The organism is Duganella caerulea (assembly GCF_040362985.1).
GTDB lineage: Bacteria > Pseudomonadota > Gammaproteobacteria > Burkholderiales > Burkholderiaceae_D > Rugamonas > Rugamonas vulcania.
In genome coordinates, this window is the sequence record NZ_BPWJ01000003.1 from 194,312 (window position 1) to 209,609 (window position 15,298).

The following is a 15,298-nucleotide window of genomic DNA, read 5'->3' on the forward strand; positions in this document are numbered from 1 at the left end:
ACCAACGAAGAACCTCATGCCTCAATTTGAATCCAAGATCTGCACCCGCGAACAACTGGCCGCGCGCGTGGCCGCCCTGCCCAAGCCGGTGGTGCTGACCAACGGCGTGTTCGACATCCTGCACCGCGGCCACGTCACCTACCTGGCGCAGGCGCGCGCGCTGGGCGCCTCGCTGGTGGTGGCCGCCAACACCGACGCCTCCGTCAAGCGGCTGGGCAAGGGCGACGACCGTCCGCTCAACAACTGCGCCGACCGCATGGCGGTGCTGGCCGCGCTGGAATCGGTGAGCCTGGTGGTGGACTTCGACGAGGACACTGCGCTGGAAGTGGTGCAGCAGGCGCGGCCGGAAATCTACGCCAAGGGCGGCGACTACCAGATGGACGCCATCCCGGAAGGCCAGGCCGTGCTGGCCTACGGCGGCCAGGCCATCGCCATCGATTTCGAGCACGACCGCTCGACCACCAAGCTGCTGACCAAGGTGCGCGCCCAGCGCCCGTGATATGCGTCTCCTGATCGCCGCCTTCGCGGCGCTGGTATTCCTCGGCGTGCTGTGGGGCCCGGCGTTCGCGGTCGCGCTGCGCTACTGGCGGCGCGGCGACGCGCGCGCCTTCCGCCAACTGCGCTTCCTGTATCCGGCCCAGCTGATCGCCACGGTCTCGCTGGCCTTCGCGGCCGATCTGCTTGGCCTGCGCAATCCGGCCGCGCTGGCGGCCGCAAGCACGCTTTGCGTTAGCGCGGCCGGCGCCGGCGCGCTGGCCATCCTGCTCCAGTTTGGGGTCAAGTCTGACAATCGGACACGAGCTCAACCCTAGCGAGCGCTCTACGGTTGAGCTCCTGTCCGAATGTCAGACTTGACCCCAATTTTTCGGTTGAACTCGTGTCCGAATGTCAGACTTGACCCCAATTTCTTAGCCGAAAGTGAAGGCGAATGCGCCGGCGCCGGCGTCGAGGAAGCGGATCTCGAACGTGCATTCCTTCACCATGCCGGACTGGCGCACCAACTGGTAAAGCCGCGCTTCGGTGACGACGCCGTTGCCGTCCGCATCGGTGTCGGAACCGTGATCCGCGCCCGGCGCGTGGCCGTCTATCGTGACCTGGAATCGCACCGGCTTGCCGTCGGCGCGCGGGCCCAGCACCAGGTGCAGGTCGCGCGCCTTGAAGCGGTAGGACACGCTGCCGCCGGCTCGGTTCAGGTTGGCCCGTTCCGCGCCGACCGTCCAGTTGCCCGCCAGGCTCCACTCGTTCAAGCGCGGCGCGTTCATGGCGTAGTCATGGGCCGCGTCCCGCTTCAAGCCATCGCGCCCGGCGAAATTCGACGCCTGCTCGTAACCGACATAAGTTTCCTCGGACCCCAGGTGCGCGAGATCGGGCGCCGCCTGTTCCGCGTTGGCCTGCGGCGCCGCCAGCGCCATGGTCTGCGGCTTGCCGGCCTCGGCCAACAGCGACTGGATGATCATCTCCGACTTGTCATAGGCGCCCTCGCCGGCGATGCGCGCGCGGATCCGGCCCTGCGCGTCGGCGAAGTAGAACACCGGCCACGCATTGTTGCGGAAGGCGTTCCACACGCGGCGCTCGCTGTCGACCGCGACCGGGTAATCGATCTTGAAGCGCGAGATCGCCTTGGTGATATTGCTCGTGTCCTTCTCAAAGCCGAATTCAGGCGTGTGCACGCCGATCACCACCAGTCCCTGGTCGCGGTACTTCTCCGCCCACGCCCGCACGTGCGGAACCGTGCGGATGCAGTTGATGCACGAGTAGGTCCAGAAATCGACCAGCACCACCTTGCCGCGCAACTGCGCGGGCCCGAGCGGCGGCGAATTCAGCCACGACGAGGCGCCGCCGAAGGATGGCAACTGCCCAAGCACAGGCAAATCCTCCGCCCCGGCGGCGGCCATGTTGCCGCCCAGCGCAGCGGCCAAGCCGAATGCGATCAGGGCTCGGCCGGCACTGCGCCGGGACAGACTCTTGCGTATCAAGGTAGTGGTGAATTGCTGCATGAAGTTTCCTCTTTATTTGTTGGCGGCCGCTTCTTCGATGACCTTCGCCACCGCCTCCGGCCGCGAGACCATGACCACGTGCGAAGCGCCTTTCACCTCGACGATGTCTTTCGCGTTGGCGCGCTTGGCCATGAAGCGCAAGCCCTCGAGCGGGATGTTCTTGTCCGCCGTACCATACACGAAATACGAGGGCAGCTGTTTCCATGCCGTGCCGTTGGATGCCTCGTTGAGCGCGGCGGCCGTCACCGGACGCTGGCCGACGGCCATCAGCGCGGCCTGGTGCGGCGCCACGTCGGCCGCGAACTGCTGGGCGAACTTGTCCTGGCGGATGTAGAGATCCTTGCCGCCATCTGCCAGCGCGACCGGATCGGCCAGCGCATCGCCCAGCGTTCCGCCGGGGAACTGGCCCGCCAGGCCGGCCACCGTTTCACCCTGCTCGGGCGCGAAGGCCGCGACGTACACCAGCGCCTTCACATCGGGATTGCCCTCGGCCGCCTTGGAAATGACCATGCCGCCATACGAGTGGCCGACCAAGACCAGCGGACCCTTGACGGCGCCGATCACGCTGGCTGCATATTGCGCATCGGTGGATACGCCGCGCAGCGGATTGGCGACGCTCAGCACTGGATAGCCCTTGGCGGACAACGTCTTGACCACGCCGTTCCAGCTGCCGGCATCGGCGAACGCGCCGTGGACCAGCACGATGGTGGGTTTCGCGGCCGTGCCCTGCAGCGCGGTCACGGGCGCCTCGGCGCGCGCCAGCGGCAGCGCGCCGGCCAGCGTCGCGGACGTGGCGAGGGAGATCAAGAGTTTTTTCGCGTTCATGAAGTTTTCCTTGTTGGGTGTTGAAATCAGAGTAGGGTGATGCTCACGTCGATATTGCCCCGGCTCATTTTGGAATACGGGCACATCTGGTGCGCCATATCGACCAGCTCCTGCGCCACATCGCGCTGCAGGTCGGGCAGGCTGACCTTGAGGCGTGCCTGCAGCAGGAAGCCGTCGGCTCCGGTGCCCAGGTCGACCTCGGCATCGACCGCCGTGCCGGCCGGCAGCGGCAGCTTCTTCTCCTTGGCGGCTAGGCCCATGGCGCCGATGAAGCAGGCTGACCAGCCGGCCGCGAACAGCTGCTCCGGGTTGGTGCCCGCGCCGTGGCTGCCGGGCGGGGACAGCTTGATGTCGAGGCGGCCATCGTCGCTGCGCGCCGCGCCGTCGCGGCCGCCGGTGGTGTGGGTCTTGCCGGTGTAGAAGACTTGGTCGATCTTGCTCATGGTGTTTCCTTTCGGGTGGTTAAAAAAATCAGGTGCGCCACTTGCCGCTGCGCGCCAGTTCCAGCACCGCGTCGGCGAACGCCTGCGGCGCCTCTTGCGGCGGGTTGTGGCCGACGCTGGCCAGCTGCCGGTGCTGGCGCGGACCGCTGAACCTTGCCGCCGACGAGCTGCCGTCGGTGGCTTTGATCACGCCGTCGTCCTTGCCGTCGATGGTGATGGCCGGCGCGGCGATCGCCGGCTGCGTCGCCAGCAGGGCTTCGATTTCCTCGTACTCGGGGAAGCCCGCCGCGTGACCCAGCCGATGGCGATAGGAATGCAGCACCACCTCCACGTAGTCCGGGTTGTCCCATGCCAGCGCCGAGCGCTGGAACGTCGCCTCGTCGAAGTGCCAGGTCGGCGAATTCCCTTTCCACATGATGTGGGCGATGTCCTTGCGGTTGGCCGTCAGGCCGGCGCGTCCGCGTTCGGTCAGGAAGTAGAACTGGTACCAGAAGCCGGCTTCCACCGAAGCGGGCGCGGGCAGTGCGGCCTTGCTGATGTCCTGGATCAGGTAGCTGTTGACCGAGACCAGGCCTACACAACGGCTGGGCTTGAGCGCGGCGGCCACGCAGGCGGCGCGGCCGCCCCAGTCGTAGCCGGCCAGCACCGCTTCCGGGATGTGCAGGGCGTCCATCAGGTCGATCACGTCCTGGCCGATGGCGGCCTGCTGGCCGGAGCGCGGCGTGGCAGCGTCCAGGAAGCGGGTCGTGCCGTGGCCGCGCAGATGCGGCACGATCACGCGGTAGCCCTGCTGCGCCAGCCTGGGCGCGACCTCCGCATAGCTGTGCAGGTCGTAGGGAAAGCCGTGCAGCAGGATGATGGGCCGGCCGTTTTCCGGGCCGGCTTCGTGGTAGCCCACGTCCAGCACGCCGGCCTCGACCTGCTTAATCGGCAGGCGGGGCAAAGGGCGGGCCGGCTGTGCGGCCGGTGGCTCGCCCGCGGAGGCGACCAGCGGCGCGAGCGGAAACGTGACCGGCGGCGTGACTGACGACGCGCTCGGCGGAATGGCCAGCGGAGTGACCGGCGACGCATCGGCGGCCAACACCGGCGGGTTCAACGACAGGCCGGCGGCACCGGCGGCGGTGGTCAGCAGGAAGCGGCGGCGATTCAATTCGTTCATATTGTTTCCTCGATTTGCGGTTGTGCGTGCGCCAGCCGCCGGGCGGTGTCCAGTTCGCTCAACAGCTCGGCCAGCGGCGGGATATCGGCATCGCGCTCGATCATCGTGGCGACCGGGCCCGTGCGTGCCCGCACGTCGGCGTACAGCGCCCACACGGACGGGCAGACGCTGCGGTCATGCGTGTCGATCAGCACCTCGCCCGGCGTGTGGCCGGCCAGGTGGATCTGGCGCACGCGCTCGAACGGCAGGCCGCGCAGGTAGTCGTCCAGCGCATAGCCGTGGTTGATGGCGCTGACGTAGATGTTGTTCACATCGAGCAGCAGCCCGCAGCCCGTGCGCCGGCACATGGCGGACAGGAATTCCCATTCGCTCATATCGGCCGGCGCGAAGCTCAGGTAGCTGGACGGATTTTCAAACAGCATGGTCCGGCCCAGCACATCCTGGGCGCGGCCGATGTTGTCGCACACGATGTCCAGCGCCTCGTCGGTGTAGGGCAGGGGCAGCAGGTCGTGCGAGTTGAAGCCGCCGATGCGCGACCAGCTCAGGTGGTCGGACACGAACAGCGGCTCGATCTCGTCGGCCAGCGCGCGCAGCAGGTGCAGGTAGTCGGTGCGCAGGCCATCCGCCGAGCCAACCGACAGCGACACGCCGTGCAGCGCCACCGGATGCCGCTCGCGGATGCGGCGCAGGATATCGCGCGGCTGGCCGCCGGCCACCATGAAATTCTCGGAGATGACTTCGACGAAATCGACCGCAACCTGGCCGTCCAGGAAGTCGGCGTAATGCTCCTTGCGCAGGCCGAGGCCGAAGCCGGAAAAGGTGCTCATGGCGTGTTCGTTCGAAAATGGGGAAGGCCGCCCGGCGCGCGTTGCGGCGTGCCGGGCGGACGGGACAATTACTTCTTCTTCGGTTCGGTCAGGGTGCCGCCGGCTGCCAGGCATTCGGTCTTGGTCTTGACCAGCACGCCTTCACCCTTGCAGCTGTTGAGGCCCTTGCAATCGTTCTTGGCGGTGGCGCACAGGCTGGTGCCCTTGCAGGTGTTGATGCCGTAGCAGCGGCCCTTGGCTTCCTGCGCGGCGGGCTTGTCGGCGGCGTCGGCGTGGGTGGCGGCGGCCAGCGCGCTCAGCGCCAGCAGCATGGAGGCGGCGGCGCGCGCCGGACGGGATACAGGATGTTGACTCATGATGAACTCCTTGGTTGATGGACTGCGAAAAAATCTAGCGGGCGTTGGCGGCGTTCTCGATCACCTTGGCCACCTGGTCGGGCTGCGAGATGTAGGCCAGATGGCTGGCCTTGACTTCGGTGACCTTGGCGCCTGCGCGTTGGTACATCCAGCGCTGCAGGTCCGGGCTCAGCGCGCGGTCGTCGGTGGACAGCACGGCATAGCTCGGCTTGTGGCGCCAGGCGGCGGCCCAGATCTGCGTGTTGAACGCGGCCACCGTGGCCGGCACCTGCGAGATGGCCATGTAGTCGGTGCGGTTGGTTGGCAGGTCGGCGCCGACGTCGTCGTGGAAGCGCGCGCGGTCGACGAACAGATGGCCGTCCTGGGTCGGCGCCACGCTGTTGCTGGGCGACGGCATCGAGCCGATCACCTGGGCCAGGCTTTCGCCCACGTCCGGCAGCAGCGCCGACACGTACACCAGCGCCTTGACCTTGCCGCGCTCGCCGGCGGCCGAGATCACCGCGCCGCCCGAGCTGTGGCCGACCAGCACCACCGGCCCGACCTGCTGGTCGACGATCTCGCGGGTGGCGGCGATGTCGTCGTCCAGGCTGGTGTGCGGCTGGGCCGCCACCGTCACCTTGTAGCCCTTCTGGGTGAGGATGTCGTGGATCACGCGCCAGCCGGAGCCGTCCACGAAGGAGCCGCTGACGAGCACGATGTTCTTGACCGGCTCGGCGGCCTGCGCGGCCGACGTGGCCAGCACGGCCGCGGCCAGGATGGATAGGATCTTCATTGCATGTCTCCAGCTTGGTTGGGGGAAGAAAAACGGCGCCACAGCAGATGGTCCAGCGACCACGCGCCGGCGCCTCGCGCGATCAGCGGCAGCAGCAGGCCGGCCCAGCTCAGGTGCGTGGGCCAGGCGTCCGGATACACGAACACCTCGATCACCGCCGTCATGCAGAACATGCCGAAGGCGGCCGGCCGCGTGGCCAGGCCCAGCGCCAGCAGCACGGGCAGGAAATTCTCGGCGGCGGTGGCCAGTTGCGCCGCCACTTCCGGCGGCAGCAACGGCAGCGCGTATTCGCTGCGGAACAGCTCGTACGTCGACGGCTTGATGGTGAGGAAGCCCTCCACCTTGGTGCGGCCGGACAGGAAGAACACCGCGCCGATGCCCAGGCGGGCAATCAGCAGCAGCAAGTCGTCCGGCAGCAGGCGGCGCAGTTGGGCGGCCAGCCGGGGCGGGGCGGCGTCCTGTAGATGTAGCATGGTCATGGCGCTTGCTCCTTGTATCGAGAGGCATCGGTGTCGATGCCGGTAATGAGTTCGGCGCCCAGCCAGTGCGCCAGCAGCGCGCCGGCCTGGGCGATCCCTTCCTGCTCGCCGCGCAGCTCCACCAGCCAGTCGCACAGCGCGGCGAAACCGCCGTCGCGTTGCAGCTGCAGCAGGGCTTCGTATTCCAGCGCGTCGGCCTGGCGCAGCACCGCCGTGTGGCCGCGCCGCCAGACCAGGTAGCCGCCCGGCTCGGCCAGCATCTCGCCGTCCGGCGACGGCCGTTGTTCCCACAGCGCGCTCCAGATGGCCTCGGCGTTGGTGGTGGCGGCACGCAGCTGCAATGACGGCGTCAGCCGCAGCACCGCGTCTTCCCAGTCCAGTTCGGCCAAGCCGTCCGGACCGACCGGCGCCGCGTCCGCCGCCACGAAGGCGGTGTTCAGCGCGTGCTCTATCCAGGCCAGCTCGTGCAGGTCCGGATGGTCCGGGTAGGCCGCCGCCAGCGTGGCGTGGAAGCCGTCGGCGTAGGCGTCCAGCGTCCAGCCGTGCGGCGGATGGGCGTCGATGTGGCGCACCGACGCGCCGCGGAACGCCTCCTCGCCCATCCATTGCCGCAGCAGCGGATACGAATGCTCGAGACAGCCGGCCAGCTGGCTGCGGTAGTTGTTCTGGTACACCGCCAGCCTGGCGTCCGGCCCGAGGCGGCGCGCCAGCGCGGCGGACGGCGCCACCAGCCAGGCGCCGAAATCGCTTTGCAGCTGAGCGAGTTTCACGGTGATGCTCAGCGAGGCGTCAGCGAGCCGTAGCCTTTCGGGGTTTTGATCTTGGTGCAGGTGCCCTTGTCCACAAGCACCCAGGCGTTGCCCTGGTAGTCGGACTTGGAGGTGGCGGCGCAGCTGGTGCCCGGGCCGGCCGCGCAATCGTTCTGGCCGGCCTTGGAGACGCCGTAGCATTTCTCGGTCGGTTTCTTTTGCTCGGCGGGCTTGGCGGCGTCGGCGGCGTGGGCGCTGCCGGCCAGGGCTGCCAGCGACAGGGCCAGGGTGGCGGCGAGCGTGGCGTTGCGGTGTTTCATGGGAAGCTCCTCGGGGTCGGGTGGAAAAAAAGACAACGAGGGCAGTGTAGGAGACGGCGGGCGGCTTGAAATCCTCAGATATCGATAGCGCTTCCTCATCCGATCGGGTAGGTGAGGGGAACTGGTTTTTATGGCAAAGTGTCGGTTTTCAGGTCTGCCGAAAGAGGGAAGCATGATGCAAGCACAGATAACCGTCCTGGTGGTGGACGACCATCCCATCTTCCTGGAAGGCGTGGCCAGCGCGCTGGAGACCATGCCGGAAGTGCGGCTGGTGGGCCAGGCCGGCACCGGCGCCGAGGCGGTCGAGCTGCACCGCCGCCTGCGGCCCGACGTCACGCTGATGGACCTGCAACTGCCCGACATGCACGGCAGCGAGGCCATCGCCGCCATCCGCCGCGACGCGCCGTCCGCGCGCGTGATCGTGCTCACCACGTACGAGGGCGATGCCCACGCGGCGCAGGCGATCCGCGCGGGCGCGGTCGGCTACATGCTCAAGAGCGCGGTGCGGCATGAATTGCAGGAGACCATACTGAGCGTGCACAGCGGCCGGCGCCGCATCCTGCCGTCGGTGGCCTGCGCGCTGGCCGAGCAGATGCACACGGAAACGCTGAGCCCGCGCGAGATCGAGGTGCTGCGGCTGGCGGCGGTCGGCAACACCAACCAGAAGATCGGCGACCAGCTGGGTCTGTCCGAAGGCACGATCAAGACCCACATGAAAAACGTGCTGGCCAAGATGCACGCCAACGACCGCACCCACGCCGTGCTGCTGGGCATACAGCGCGGCATCATCGGCATGGGCGAGGGGGGGCGCCTGCCGCCCGGCGTGCGCTTTTAACGGCGCGGCAGGCGCCGCCACCACGCCGGCCGCGGCGCGCGGTCATAGGCGTGCGCGGCCGGGATGCGCAGCTCGACTTCCAATCCGTGGCCGGCCGCCGGCCTGAGCGTCAGCGTGCCACGCAATGCGGCGGCGCGTTCGCGCATGCCCACCAGTCCCCAATGGCCTTCCTTGCTGCCGCCTTGCAGCAGATGCTCGTCGAGTCCCGCGCCGTCGTCGCGCACCGTCAGCACAAACTCCTGCGCGCCGTAGTCCAGCGTCATGCCGATGTGGCTGGCGTGCGCGTGGCGGCAGGCGTTGTGCATGGCCTCCGCACCGATCTGATACACCTCCTCCCACGCCAGCGGATCGAGCTTGCGGCGCGCGCCGCGCAGCTGCAGTTCGATGGCCGGCTGGTGCGTGGCACGCAGGCGCTCGACCAGGCGGTTGAACGCCAGCGCGATGTCGCCGCCATGCGCGCTGGCCAGGCGCAAGTCCATCACCGCGTTGCGGCCCTCGATGATGACGCCGTCCGCGTCGCTCAGCAGCGCCTCCATCTGCCGGTGGGCCGCGCTGTCGGGCGGCAGCGAGCGCTGCAGCGCGCTGAAGCGCAGCACCAGCGCCTGCATGCTTTGCAGCAGGCTGTCGTGCAGCGCGCGGGCGATGCGTTCGCGCTCCAGCAGGCGCGCGGCCAGCACCGCGTTGAGCCGCGCCAGCAGCTGGCGCATGCGTATCCGGTACAGGCCGTATGCCAGCGCGGCCATCGCGCCCGCGCACAGCAGGTAGAACCAGACGGTCTGCGTGAAGCCGGGCTCGATGGTGAAGTCCAGCGTGGCGCCGGTCTCGTTCCAGACGCCGTCGGCGTTGGCGGCCTTGACGCGGAAGCGGTAGCCGCCGGGACCGAGGTTGGCGTAGCTGGCGTTGCGGCGCGCGCCGGCCATCTGCCAGTCGCGGTCCACACCGTCGAGCTTGTACCAGACCTGCATCCGCTCCGGGATGGTCAGGCTGAGCGCGGCGAAACCGATATCGAGCCGCATCGGATGCTTCGGCAAGCGCAACCCCGGGTGCGGCGCGTAGCGGCGGCCGTCGACGCTGACGCCCTCGACCTGCAGCGACGGCGCCAGCCGGTTGCGGTAGTCGCGGGTCGTGTCGAGCACGCCGATGCCGTCGCTGGCGGAGAACCAGATCTTGCCGGCGCGGTCCAGCGCACCGTTCGGCAGGGGCGCGGCAATCGTCGGCGCGCCGGGGTAGCCTTGCGCCGCGTCCAGGATCTCCATGCGCAGCGGCCGGCGCGGATCGGCCATGCTGACGCGCCAGTCGGCCGCCACCACGTGCGCCATGCCCATGCCGGTGTGCAGCCAGCGGTCGCCGTTGGGCAGGATCACCACGCCGACCACGTTGTTGAGCACATCCGGCTCGGCCGCGTGCAGGCGCTCGAAGCGGCCGTCGCGCAGCACGGCCATGCCGTCGCCGCCGGAGATCAGCACCTCTTGTTCGGTGTTGATCAGTTGCAGCGGCCCCAGGCTGCCGCCGTCGGCCAGCGCGTAGCGGGTCACTTTGCCGTCGAGGTAGCGCAGCACGCCGCCGTCCTGGTAGCCTATCCATATGGCGCCGTCGCGGTCGGAGGTGATGACGCGTTCAAGGCGAGGGATGCCTAATTCGACGCCGTCCTGCCAGGCGCCGTCGCGGTAGCGGAATAGGCCGCAATGGCGGACGCTGGCCCAGATCGATATCCTGTCCTCGGCCAGGCGGTTGACGTCGCGTGGCCGCACGCCCGGGCAAGCGGGCGGCAGCGGCAGCAGCGTGACTTTGCCGTCGCGGCGATGTTCGATGCCCCGCGGGCCGGCGCTCAGGATAGCGCCGTCGCGGCCGGCCACGGCGATGCGGCGCGCGCCCACGCGCGCGGGTGGCGCCGGCGCGCCGGCCGCGTCCCACAGCTGGTCCAGGCTTTCGGCGCCGACCCAGATGCGGCGCTGGCCGTCCGCCGCCAGCACGGCCAATTCCACGTCCCTGGGCAGGGCGATGGTGCGGATGCGCTGGTTACGGAAGCGCTCCAGGCCGTTGATCGACATGGCCCACAGATTGCCTTCCATATCCTCCAGCATGCCGTTGAGGCGGGTATTGCTGAGCTGCCAGGGCTGGTCCAGCCGTTCGGCCGGCAGCAGCGACGGGTCGTAGCGGTCGCTGCGCGGCAGGTCTTGCTTGCGCACGCGGGCGATGCCGTCCGGCGAGTGCAGCAGCCACAGGTTGCCATCGGCGTCGAACATGTCGCGGTCCTGCCCGAGCAGGTAGCCGTTGGCCTGCTGGCGCGGTAGCGCCGGCCCCGGCTGCCCGGCGGCCACCCGTTCGATCATATTGCCGTTGCGGCGCCACATGGCGCCGTCGGGCGAGAAGAAGGCGCCGTTCTCGTCGCGGCGGCCGGTGGGCTGGAAGCGGCGCGCCTCGCGGTCCAGCTTGTACCATTCGCCGCCGGCGTTGACCCACAGCTGACCGTACTGATCCAGCGTGCCTTCGTTGACCAGTTTCGACGGCAGGCCCCAGGCTGCGCCTATGCTTTGCCATACGCCTTTGGCGTAACGCACCAGGCCGGAACGAGTGCAGATCCAGACGCTGCCGTCGTTGTCGGCGACCAGGTAGTACACCATGTCCACGCGGCCGGCGTTCCAGGCCGGCAGCGGCACGATCTCCCCTTGGCGTATCAGGTTGATGCCGCCGTCCACGTAGCCGACCAGCAGGTCGCCGTCGCGGGAGGCGCTCAGTGTGGAGATGCGCGCGCTGAGCAGGCGCCGGCCGGCCGGCGACTGGTAGCGCTCGAAGCGCAAGCCGTCGAAGCGGTACAGTCCCTGGTCGGTGCCGATCCAGAGCCAGCCGTCGGCGCTCTGGGTGAAGGCGCTGATGCTGACCGGCGCGCCATCCTTGCGGCGCCAGGTGTCGTGGCGGTAGTCGTGCAGGCTGACGCCGGGGTCCAGGGCCCAGGCCTGCGGACCGCCGCAAACGAGGGCCGCCGCCAGGCCTAGCCGGAAAACGAAACGGTGCATGTGAGCTGGTTCGAGGGACGCAGTTAATGAGAAACCGATAATATCATCGGGGTAACATTGTCCGCGTCACGGCACCAGCAGCAGCTTGCCGATGGTCGCGCGGCGCGCCATGTCGGCGTGGGCGCGGGCGGCGTCGGCCAGCGGATAGACGCCGCCGATGTGGACCTTGAGCTTGCCTTCGGCGATCCACTCGAACAGTTGCGCTGTGCGCGCGCGCAGGCGTTCCGGCGTGGGAATGTGGTCGGAGAACACGGCGTAGCCCAGCTTGATGCTCTTGGGCAGGCTCATGATGTCGAGCGGCCCCGGGCCGCCCAGTACCGGGCCGTACCAGCAGAAGGTGCCCGAGCGGCGCAGCGCGTCCAGCGAGCCCTGGAAGGTGGCCGGGCCGGAGCCGTCGAACACCACGTGCACGCCATCGCCGCCCGACAACCGGCGCGCCTGCGCGGCGAAGTTGCCACCATCGTCGACGATGACGTGGTCGGCGCCGGCCGCCCTGGCCGCCTCCACCTTGTCGGCGGACGACACCCGGCCGATCACCAGGCCGCCGCGCAGCTTGACGATCTGCGTCAGCAGCAGGCCGAGGCCGCCGGCCGCCGCATGCACCAGCGCGATCTCGTCCGGCTGGGTGGGATGGAAATCGGTGGCGAAATGGCTGGCGGTCAGGCCCTGCATCATCACCGCGGCGGCGGTCTGGTCGCTGATGTGGTGCGGCACCGGCACCAGCGAGGTGGCCGGGATCGCGATCTGCTCGGCATGGCTGCCGGGCGCGTAGACCCAGGCCACGCGCTGGCCGACGGTGAAGCCGGTCACGCCTTCGCCCAGCGCGGTCACGCGGCCCGCGCCCTCCACGCCGAGAATCTTCGGATTGGGCATCTCGTTCCACGCCATCCCCTGGCGCACGCCGATATCCATGAAATTGACGCCGGCGGCGGCGATCCGCACCAGCACTTCTCCGGCGCCGGCGACCGGGACCGGACGCTGCGCCAAGGCCAGCGCGTCGATATCGCCGGTGTGGTTCATCACAACTGCTTTCATTGCATCCATGGTCGACTCCTTTGGGTTTGGTGACGTCTATAATATGGATACCAATCAGGACTAACAATCGCGAAAAGTCCATATCTATTGCTCGATCGTCCAAAGTGGAGAAATCATGGATCCCTTGACCGACATCCTGACCGGGCTGCGCATCCGCGCCGCCAGTTTCACGCGAATGGACGCCAGCGCGCCGTGGGGCGTGCGCTCGCCGGGCGAGCCCGGCATCAGCTTCGTGCTGGTGGTGCGCGGCTCGGCGATCCTGGCCACGCCCGACAGTCCGCAGCCGATCGCCCTGCGCAGCGGCGACGTCTTCCTCAAGCTGGACGGCACGCCCTACCGCTTGCACGACCATGAGGACTCGGTGCTGATCGACTGCGTGGAGGTGGAGAAGCTGCGGGTCGGCAACCGCATCGGGATAGGTGGCGGGGGAGCGCTCACCACCTTTGTCAGCGGCTCGTTCGAGCTGGACGCGCTGGAGGCGCAGCCCTTGCTGCGGGCGCTGCCGCCGCTGCTGCATTTGAAGCTGGACCAGCACCGCAGCCTGGCCTTCCAGTCGGTGCTGGAAATGCTGGCGCTGGAGACCGAGTCGCCGGGGCTGGGATCGGAGGCCGTGCTCAGCCGCCTGTTCGAACTGCTGCTGGTGCATGCGGTCCGCGCGTATGCGTTGCAACCGGGCGGCGCCACGCGCGGCTGGCTGGCCGGCATCGCCGACCGCCACCTGGGGCAAGCGTTGACGGCGATGCACAGCGACCCGGCGCAGGGCTGGACGGTGGAATCGCTGGCGCGCGCGGCCGGCATGTCGCGCTCGGCCTTCGCGGCGCGCTTCAAGGCCGTGGTTGGTCAATCGCCGCTGGAATACCTGACGCAATGGCGCATGCACTGCGCGACGCGGCTACTGCGGCGCGGCGACGTGGCCCTGTCGGAGGTGTCGCGCCGGGTCGGCTACGAATCGGCGGCAGCCTTCAACCGCGTGTTCCGCCGCGAAACCTCCATGACACCAGGCACCTTCCGCCTTGGGGTCAAGTCTGACATTCGGACACGAGCTGAGCCGTAACACCGTGGGGTCAAGTCTGGCATTCGGACACGAGCTCAACCGTAACGGATGTCTACGGTTGAGCTCGTGTCCGAATGCCAGACTTGACCCCAATTTTATGGACGGATGTCGGGATTGATCCAAATTTTATGCGCCGCCGGCGTAGCCGTTCTGGCGCCAGGCTTCGAACACGACCACGGCGACCGTGTTCGATAAATTCAGGCTGCGGTTGTCGGGACGCATCGGCAGGCGGATGCGCTGGGCTGGCGGGAACGTTTCGCGGAAGGCCGGGTCGAGGCCGCGCGTTTCCGAGCCGAACACGAACACGTCGCCCGGCCGGAAGGCGGCGTCGGCGAACGGCGAGGAGCCGTGCGTGGTCATGGCGAACATGCGCGACGGGTCCGGCTGCACCTCGGCCAGGAAGGCTTGCCAGTTCGGGTGGACTTTCATCTTCGCGTATTCGTGATAGTCCAGGCCGGCGCGCTTGAGCTTGGAGTCTTCCAGCGGGAAGCCCAGCGGCTCGATCAGGTGCAGCTGCGCGCCGGTGTTGGCGCAGAGCCGGATGACGTTGCCGGTGTTGGGTGGAATTTCAGGTTGGACTAGTACGACGTGAAACAAAACATTCTCCTCAATTAAATTCAATGCGGCGGCGTGCGCGCGAACACCAGGTTGCTCACCTGCGCCGCGCCGTGGCGTTTCAGTGTTGCCGCCAGTTCGTTCAGCGTGGCGCCGCTGGTCATCACGTCGTCGACCACGCCGATGTGGCGGCCCTGCACCAGCGCCATATCCGGGATCGCGAACGCGCCGGCGATGTTGTGCCGCCGCCGTTCCGGCGTGACGCTGCTTTGCGCCGCCGTCTCCTGCACCCGGCAGGCCAGCCGCGGATGCAGCGCCACGCCCAGGCTGCGCGCCAATGGCCGCGCGATCTCCAGGGCTTGATTGTAGCCGCGTTCGGCCAGCCGGCGCGGCCCCAGCGGCACCGGGCAGAGCAGGGCGGGCAGCGTGAAGCCGGGCTGCTGCAGGACGGCGTCGCGCAGCAGGCGGGCGAACAATGTCGCCAGCGCGAGGCGGTGGCCGAATTTCAGTTGCAGCACCAGCTGGTCCAGCGGCATCGCATAATCCGCCGCGACCAGCGTGACGTCGAAGGCCGGCGGCTCGGCGCGGCAGGCACCGCACAGCTGGCCGCGTGCCGAGTCCGGCAGGGGATTGGCGCAGCGCGGACAACGCACGGCGGCAACGCCGAAGAATTGCGCGGCGCAGTCCGGGTACAGCAATTCGTCGCCATCGGCCGCGCATAACGCGCACGAGGCCGGCAACACGCCGCGCAACAAGGCGGCGCCGCCGCGATGGAGCAGGGCGCGCATTGTGCCGATTGTCGGGGTAACTGACATCCACCCTCCCGTGCGTCATTCCCGCGCAAGCGGGAATCCATGCGTCCCAGGACAAATGGG

General features: G+C 68.4%; 18 protein-coding genes. 4 read left to right on the plus strand and 14 right to left on the minus strand.

Annotation, left to right across the window (positions count from 1 at the left end; all coding sequences use genetic code 11):
- Positions 1–16: 16 nt before the first annotated feature.
- Together rfaE2 and ACUJB0_RS10155 are read left to right on the plus strand one after the other, a co-directional pair.
- Positions 17–499: a D-glycero-beta-D-manno-heptose 1-phosphate adenylyltransferase gene (gene rfaE2, locus ACUJB0_RS10150; protein WP_176361238.1), complete on the plus strand. Its 483-nt coding sequence runs from the start codon at positions 17–19 to the stop codon at positions 497–499.
- 1 nt (position 500) lies between these two features.
- Positions 501–812 carry a hypothetical protein gene (locus tag ACUJB0_RS10155; protein ID WP_444845111.1) on the plus strand — a complete coding sequence of 104 codons (312 nt, stop codon included), beginning with the start codon at positions 501–503 and terminating at the stop codon, positions 810–812.
- Positions 813–908: 96 nt separating this feature from the next.
- Here the strand turns inward: ACUJB0_RS10155 and ACUJB0_RS10160 are convergent, their stop codons facing one another.
- The 10 genes from ACUJB0_RS10160 to ACUJB0_RS10205 form a co-directional block, all read right to left on the minus strand.
- Positions 909–1,997, minus strand: coding sequence for a thioredoxin family protein (locus ACUJB0_RS10160; RefSeq protein ID WP_444845112.1), 1,089 nt, complete (start codon positions 1,995–1,997; stop codon positions 909–911).
- A 12-nt stretch (positions 1,998–2,009) separates the two neighbouring features.
- The gene (locus tag ACUJB0_RS10165) at positions 2,010–2,822 is read right to left on the minus strand and encodes an alpha/beta fold hydrolase (protein WP_444845113.1); all 813 of its coding nucleotides are present in this window, start codon (positions 2,820–2,822) and stop codon (positions 2,010–2,012) included.
- Positions 2,823–2,848: 26 nt separating this feature from the next.
- Positions 2,849–3,265, minus strand: a complete 417-nt coding sequence (locus tag ACUJB0_RS10170) for an organic hydroperoxide resistance protein (protein ID WP_444845114.1) — start codon at positions 3,263–3,265, stop codon at positions 2,849–2,851.
- Positions 3,266–3,293: 28 nt separating this feature from the next.
- Entirely contained in the window at positions 3,294–4,424 is a 1,131-nt protein-coding gene (locus ACUJB0_RS10175) for an alpha/beta fold hydrolase (RefSeq protein WP_444845115.1), read from the minus strand.
- The gene (gene bufB, locus ACUJB0_RS10180) at positions 4,421–5,251 is read right to left on the minus strand and encodes an MNIO family bufferin maturase (protein WP_444845116.1); all 831 of its coding nucleotides are present in this window, start codon (positions 5,249–5,251) and stop codon (positions 4,421–4,423) included. The genes ACUJB0_RS10175 and bufB overlap by 4 nt, the downstream gene beginning before the upstream one ends.
- A 68-nt stretch (positions 5,252–5,319) precedes the next feature.
- Positions 5,320–5,607, minus strand: coding sequence for a BufA2 family periplasmic bufferin-type metallophore (bufA2, locus tag ACUJB0_RS10185; RefSeq protein WP_444845117.1), 288 nt, complete (start codon positions 5,605–5,607; stop codon positions 5,320–5,322).
- Between the two features lie 34 nt (positions 5,608–5,641).
- Positions 5,642–6,379: an alpha/beta fold hydrolase gene (locus tag ACUJB0_RS10190; protein ID WP_444845118.1), complete on the minus strand. Its 738-nt coding sequence runs from the start codon at positions 6,377–6,379 to the stop codon at positions 5,642–5,644.
- Complete coding sequence (locus ACUJB0_RS10195; RefSeq protein ID WP_444845119.1) at positions 6,376–6,858, minus strand: DoxX family protein; 483 nt, start codon at positions 6,856–6,858, stop codon at positions 6,376–6,378. The genes ACUJB0_RS10190 and ACUJB0_RS10195 overlap by 4 nt, the downstream gene beginning before the upstream one ends.
- Positions 6,855–7,628, minus strand: coding sequence for an HvfC/BufC family peptide modification chaperone (locus ACUJB0_RS10200; RefSeq protein ID WP_444845120.1), 774 nt, complete (start codon positions 7,626–7,628; stop codon positions 6,855–6,857). The genes ACUJB0_RS10195 and ACUJB0_RS10200 overlap by 4 nt, the downstream gene beginning before the upstream one ends.
- A gap of 8 nt (positions 7,629–7,636) precedes the next feature.
- A complete protein-coding gene (locus ACUJB0_RS10205) occupies positions 7,637–7,927 on the minus strand; it encodes a BufA1 family periplasmic bufferin-type metallophore (protein ID WP_444845121.1) in 291 nt (96 codons plus the stop codon).
- Positions 7,928–8,102: 175 nt separating this feature from the next.
- Here ACUJB0_RS10205 and ACUJB0_RS10210 point away from each other — a divergent pair, with 175 nt between their 5' ends.
- Entirely contained in the window at positions 8,103–8,762 is a 660-nt protein-coding gene (locus ACUJB0_RS10210) for a response regulator transcription factor (protein WP_444845122.1), read from the plus strand.
- Here the strand turns inward: ACUJB0_RS10210 and ACUJB0_RS10215 are convergent.
- Positions 8,759–11,779, minus strand: coding sequence for a sensor histidine kinase (locus ACUJB0_RS10215; protein WP_444845123.1), 3,021 nt, complete (start codon positions 11,777–11,779; stop codon positions 8,759–8,761). The genes ACUJB0_RS10210 and ACUJB0_RS10215 overlap by 4 nt on opposite strands.
- Before the next feature lie 66 nt (positions 11,780–11,845).
- Positions 11,846–12,823, minus strand: coding sequence for a quinone oxidoreductase family protein (locus tag ACUJB0_RS10220; protein ID WP_444845124.1), 978 nt, complete (start codon positions 12,821–12,823; stop codon positions 11,846–11,848).
- Between the two features lie 106 nt (positions 12,824–12,929).
- On the opposite strand from ACUJB0_RS10220, the gene ACUJB0_RS10225 reads away from it, so the two are divergent.
- Positions 12,930–13,868: an AraC family transcriptional regulator gene (locus tag ACUJB0_RS10225; RefSeq protein ID WP_444845125.1), complete on the plus strand. Its 939-nt coding sequence runs from the start codon at positions 12,930–12,932 to the stop codon at positions 13,866–13,868.
- Between the two features lie 126 nt (positions 13,869–13,994).
- On the opposite strand, the gene ACUJB0_RS10230 is transcribed toward ACUJB0_RS10225, so the two are convergent.
- Both ACUJB0_RS10230 and ACUJB0_RS10235 read right to left on the minus strand, forming a co-directional pair.
- On the minus strand, positions 13,995–14,465 hold the full coding sequence (locus ACUJB0_RS10230; RefSeq protein WP_444845126.1) for a tRNA (cytidine(34)-2'-O)-methyltransferase: 471 nt from the start codon (positions 14,463–14,465) through the stop codon (positions 13,995–13,997).
- Between the two features lie 20 nt (positions 14,466–14,485).
- A complete protein-coding gene (locus tag ACUJB0_RS10235) occupies positions 14,486–15,211 on the minus strand; it encodes a ComF family protein (protein ID WP_444845127.1) in 726 nt (241 codons plus the stop codon).
- Positions 15,212–15,298 lie beyond the last annotated feature (87 nt).

Bases quoted from the DNA above. Each gene is read 5' to 3' on its own strand.
- ACUJB0_RS10210 (WP_444845122.1), top strand. From the start codon at position 8,103: ATGCAAGCACAGATAACCGTCCTGGTGGTGGACGACCATCCCATCTTC.
- ACUJB0_RS10225 (WP_444845125.1), top strand. From the start codon at position 12,930: ATGGATCCCTTGACCGACATCCTGACCGGGCTGCGCATCCGCGCCGCC.
- ACUJB0_RS10205 (WP_444845121.1), bottom strand. From the start codon at position 7,927: ATGAAACACCGCAACGCCACGCTCGCCGCCACCCTGGCCCTGTCGCTG.
- ACUJB0_RS10160 (WP_444845112.1), bottom strand. From the start codon at position 1,997: ATGCAGCAATTCACCACTACCTTGATACGCAAGAGTCTGTCCCGGCGC.
- ACUJB0_RS10175 (WP_444845115.1), bottom strand. From the start codon at position 4,424: ATGAACGAATTGAATCGCCGCCGCTTCCTGCTGACCACCGCCGCCGGT.
- ACUJB0_RS10155 (WP_444845111.1), top strand. From the start codon at position 501: ATGCGTCTCCTGATCGCCGCCTTCGCGGCGCTGGTATTCCTCGGCGTG.
- ACUJB0_RS10165 (WP_444845113.1), bottom strand. From the start codon at position 2,822: ATGAACGCGAAAAAACTCTTGATCTCCCTCGCCACGTCCGCGACGCTG.
- ACUJB0_RS10215 (WP_444845123.1), bottom strand. From the start codon at position 11,779: ATGCACCGTTTCGTTTTCCGGCTAGGCCTGGCGGCGGCCCTCGTTTGC.
- ACUJB0_RS10220 (WP_444845124.1), bottom strand. From the start codon at position 12,823: ATGGATGCAATGAAAGCAGTTGTGATGAACCACACCGGCGATATCGAC.
- ACUJB0_RS10170 (WP_444845114.1), bottom strand. From the start codon at position 3,265: ATGAGCAAGATCGACCAAGTCTTCTACACCGGCAAGACCCACACCACC.
- rfaE2 (WP_176361238.1), top strand. From the start codon at position 17: ATGCCTCAATTTGAATCCAAGATCTGCACCCGCGAACAACTGGCCGCG.
- ACUJB0_RS10235 (WP_444845127.1), bottom strand. From the start codon at position 15,211: ATGCGCGCCCTGCTCCATCGCGGCGGCGCCGCCTTGTTGCGCGGCGTG.
- ACUJB0_RS10195 (WP_444845119.1), bottom strand. From the start codon at position 6,858: ATGACCATGCTACATCTACAGGACGCCGCCCCGCCCCGGCTGGCCGCC.
- bufB (WP_444845116.1), bottom strand. From the start codon at position 5,251: ATGAGCACCTTTTCCGGCTTCGGCCTCGGCCTGCGCAAGGAGCATTAC.
- bufA2 (WP_444845117.1), bottom strand. From the start codon at position 5,607: ATGAGTCAACATCCTGTATCCCGTCCGGCGCGCGCCGCCGCCTCCATG.
- ACUJB0_RS10190 (WP_444845118.1), bottom strand. From the start codon at position 6,379: ATGAAGATCCTATCCATCCTGGCCGCGGCCGTGCTGGCCACGTCGGCC.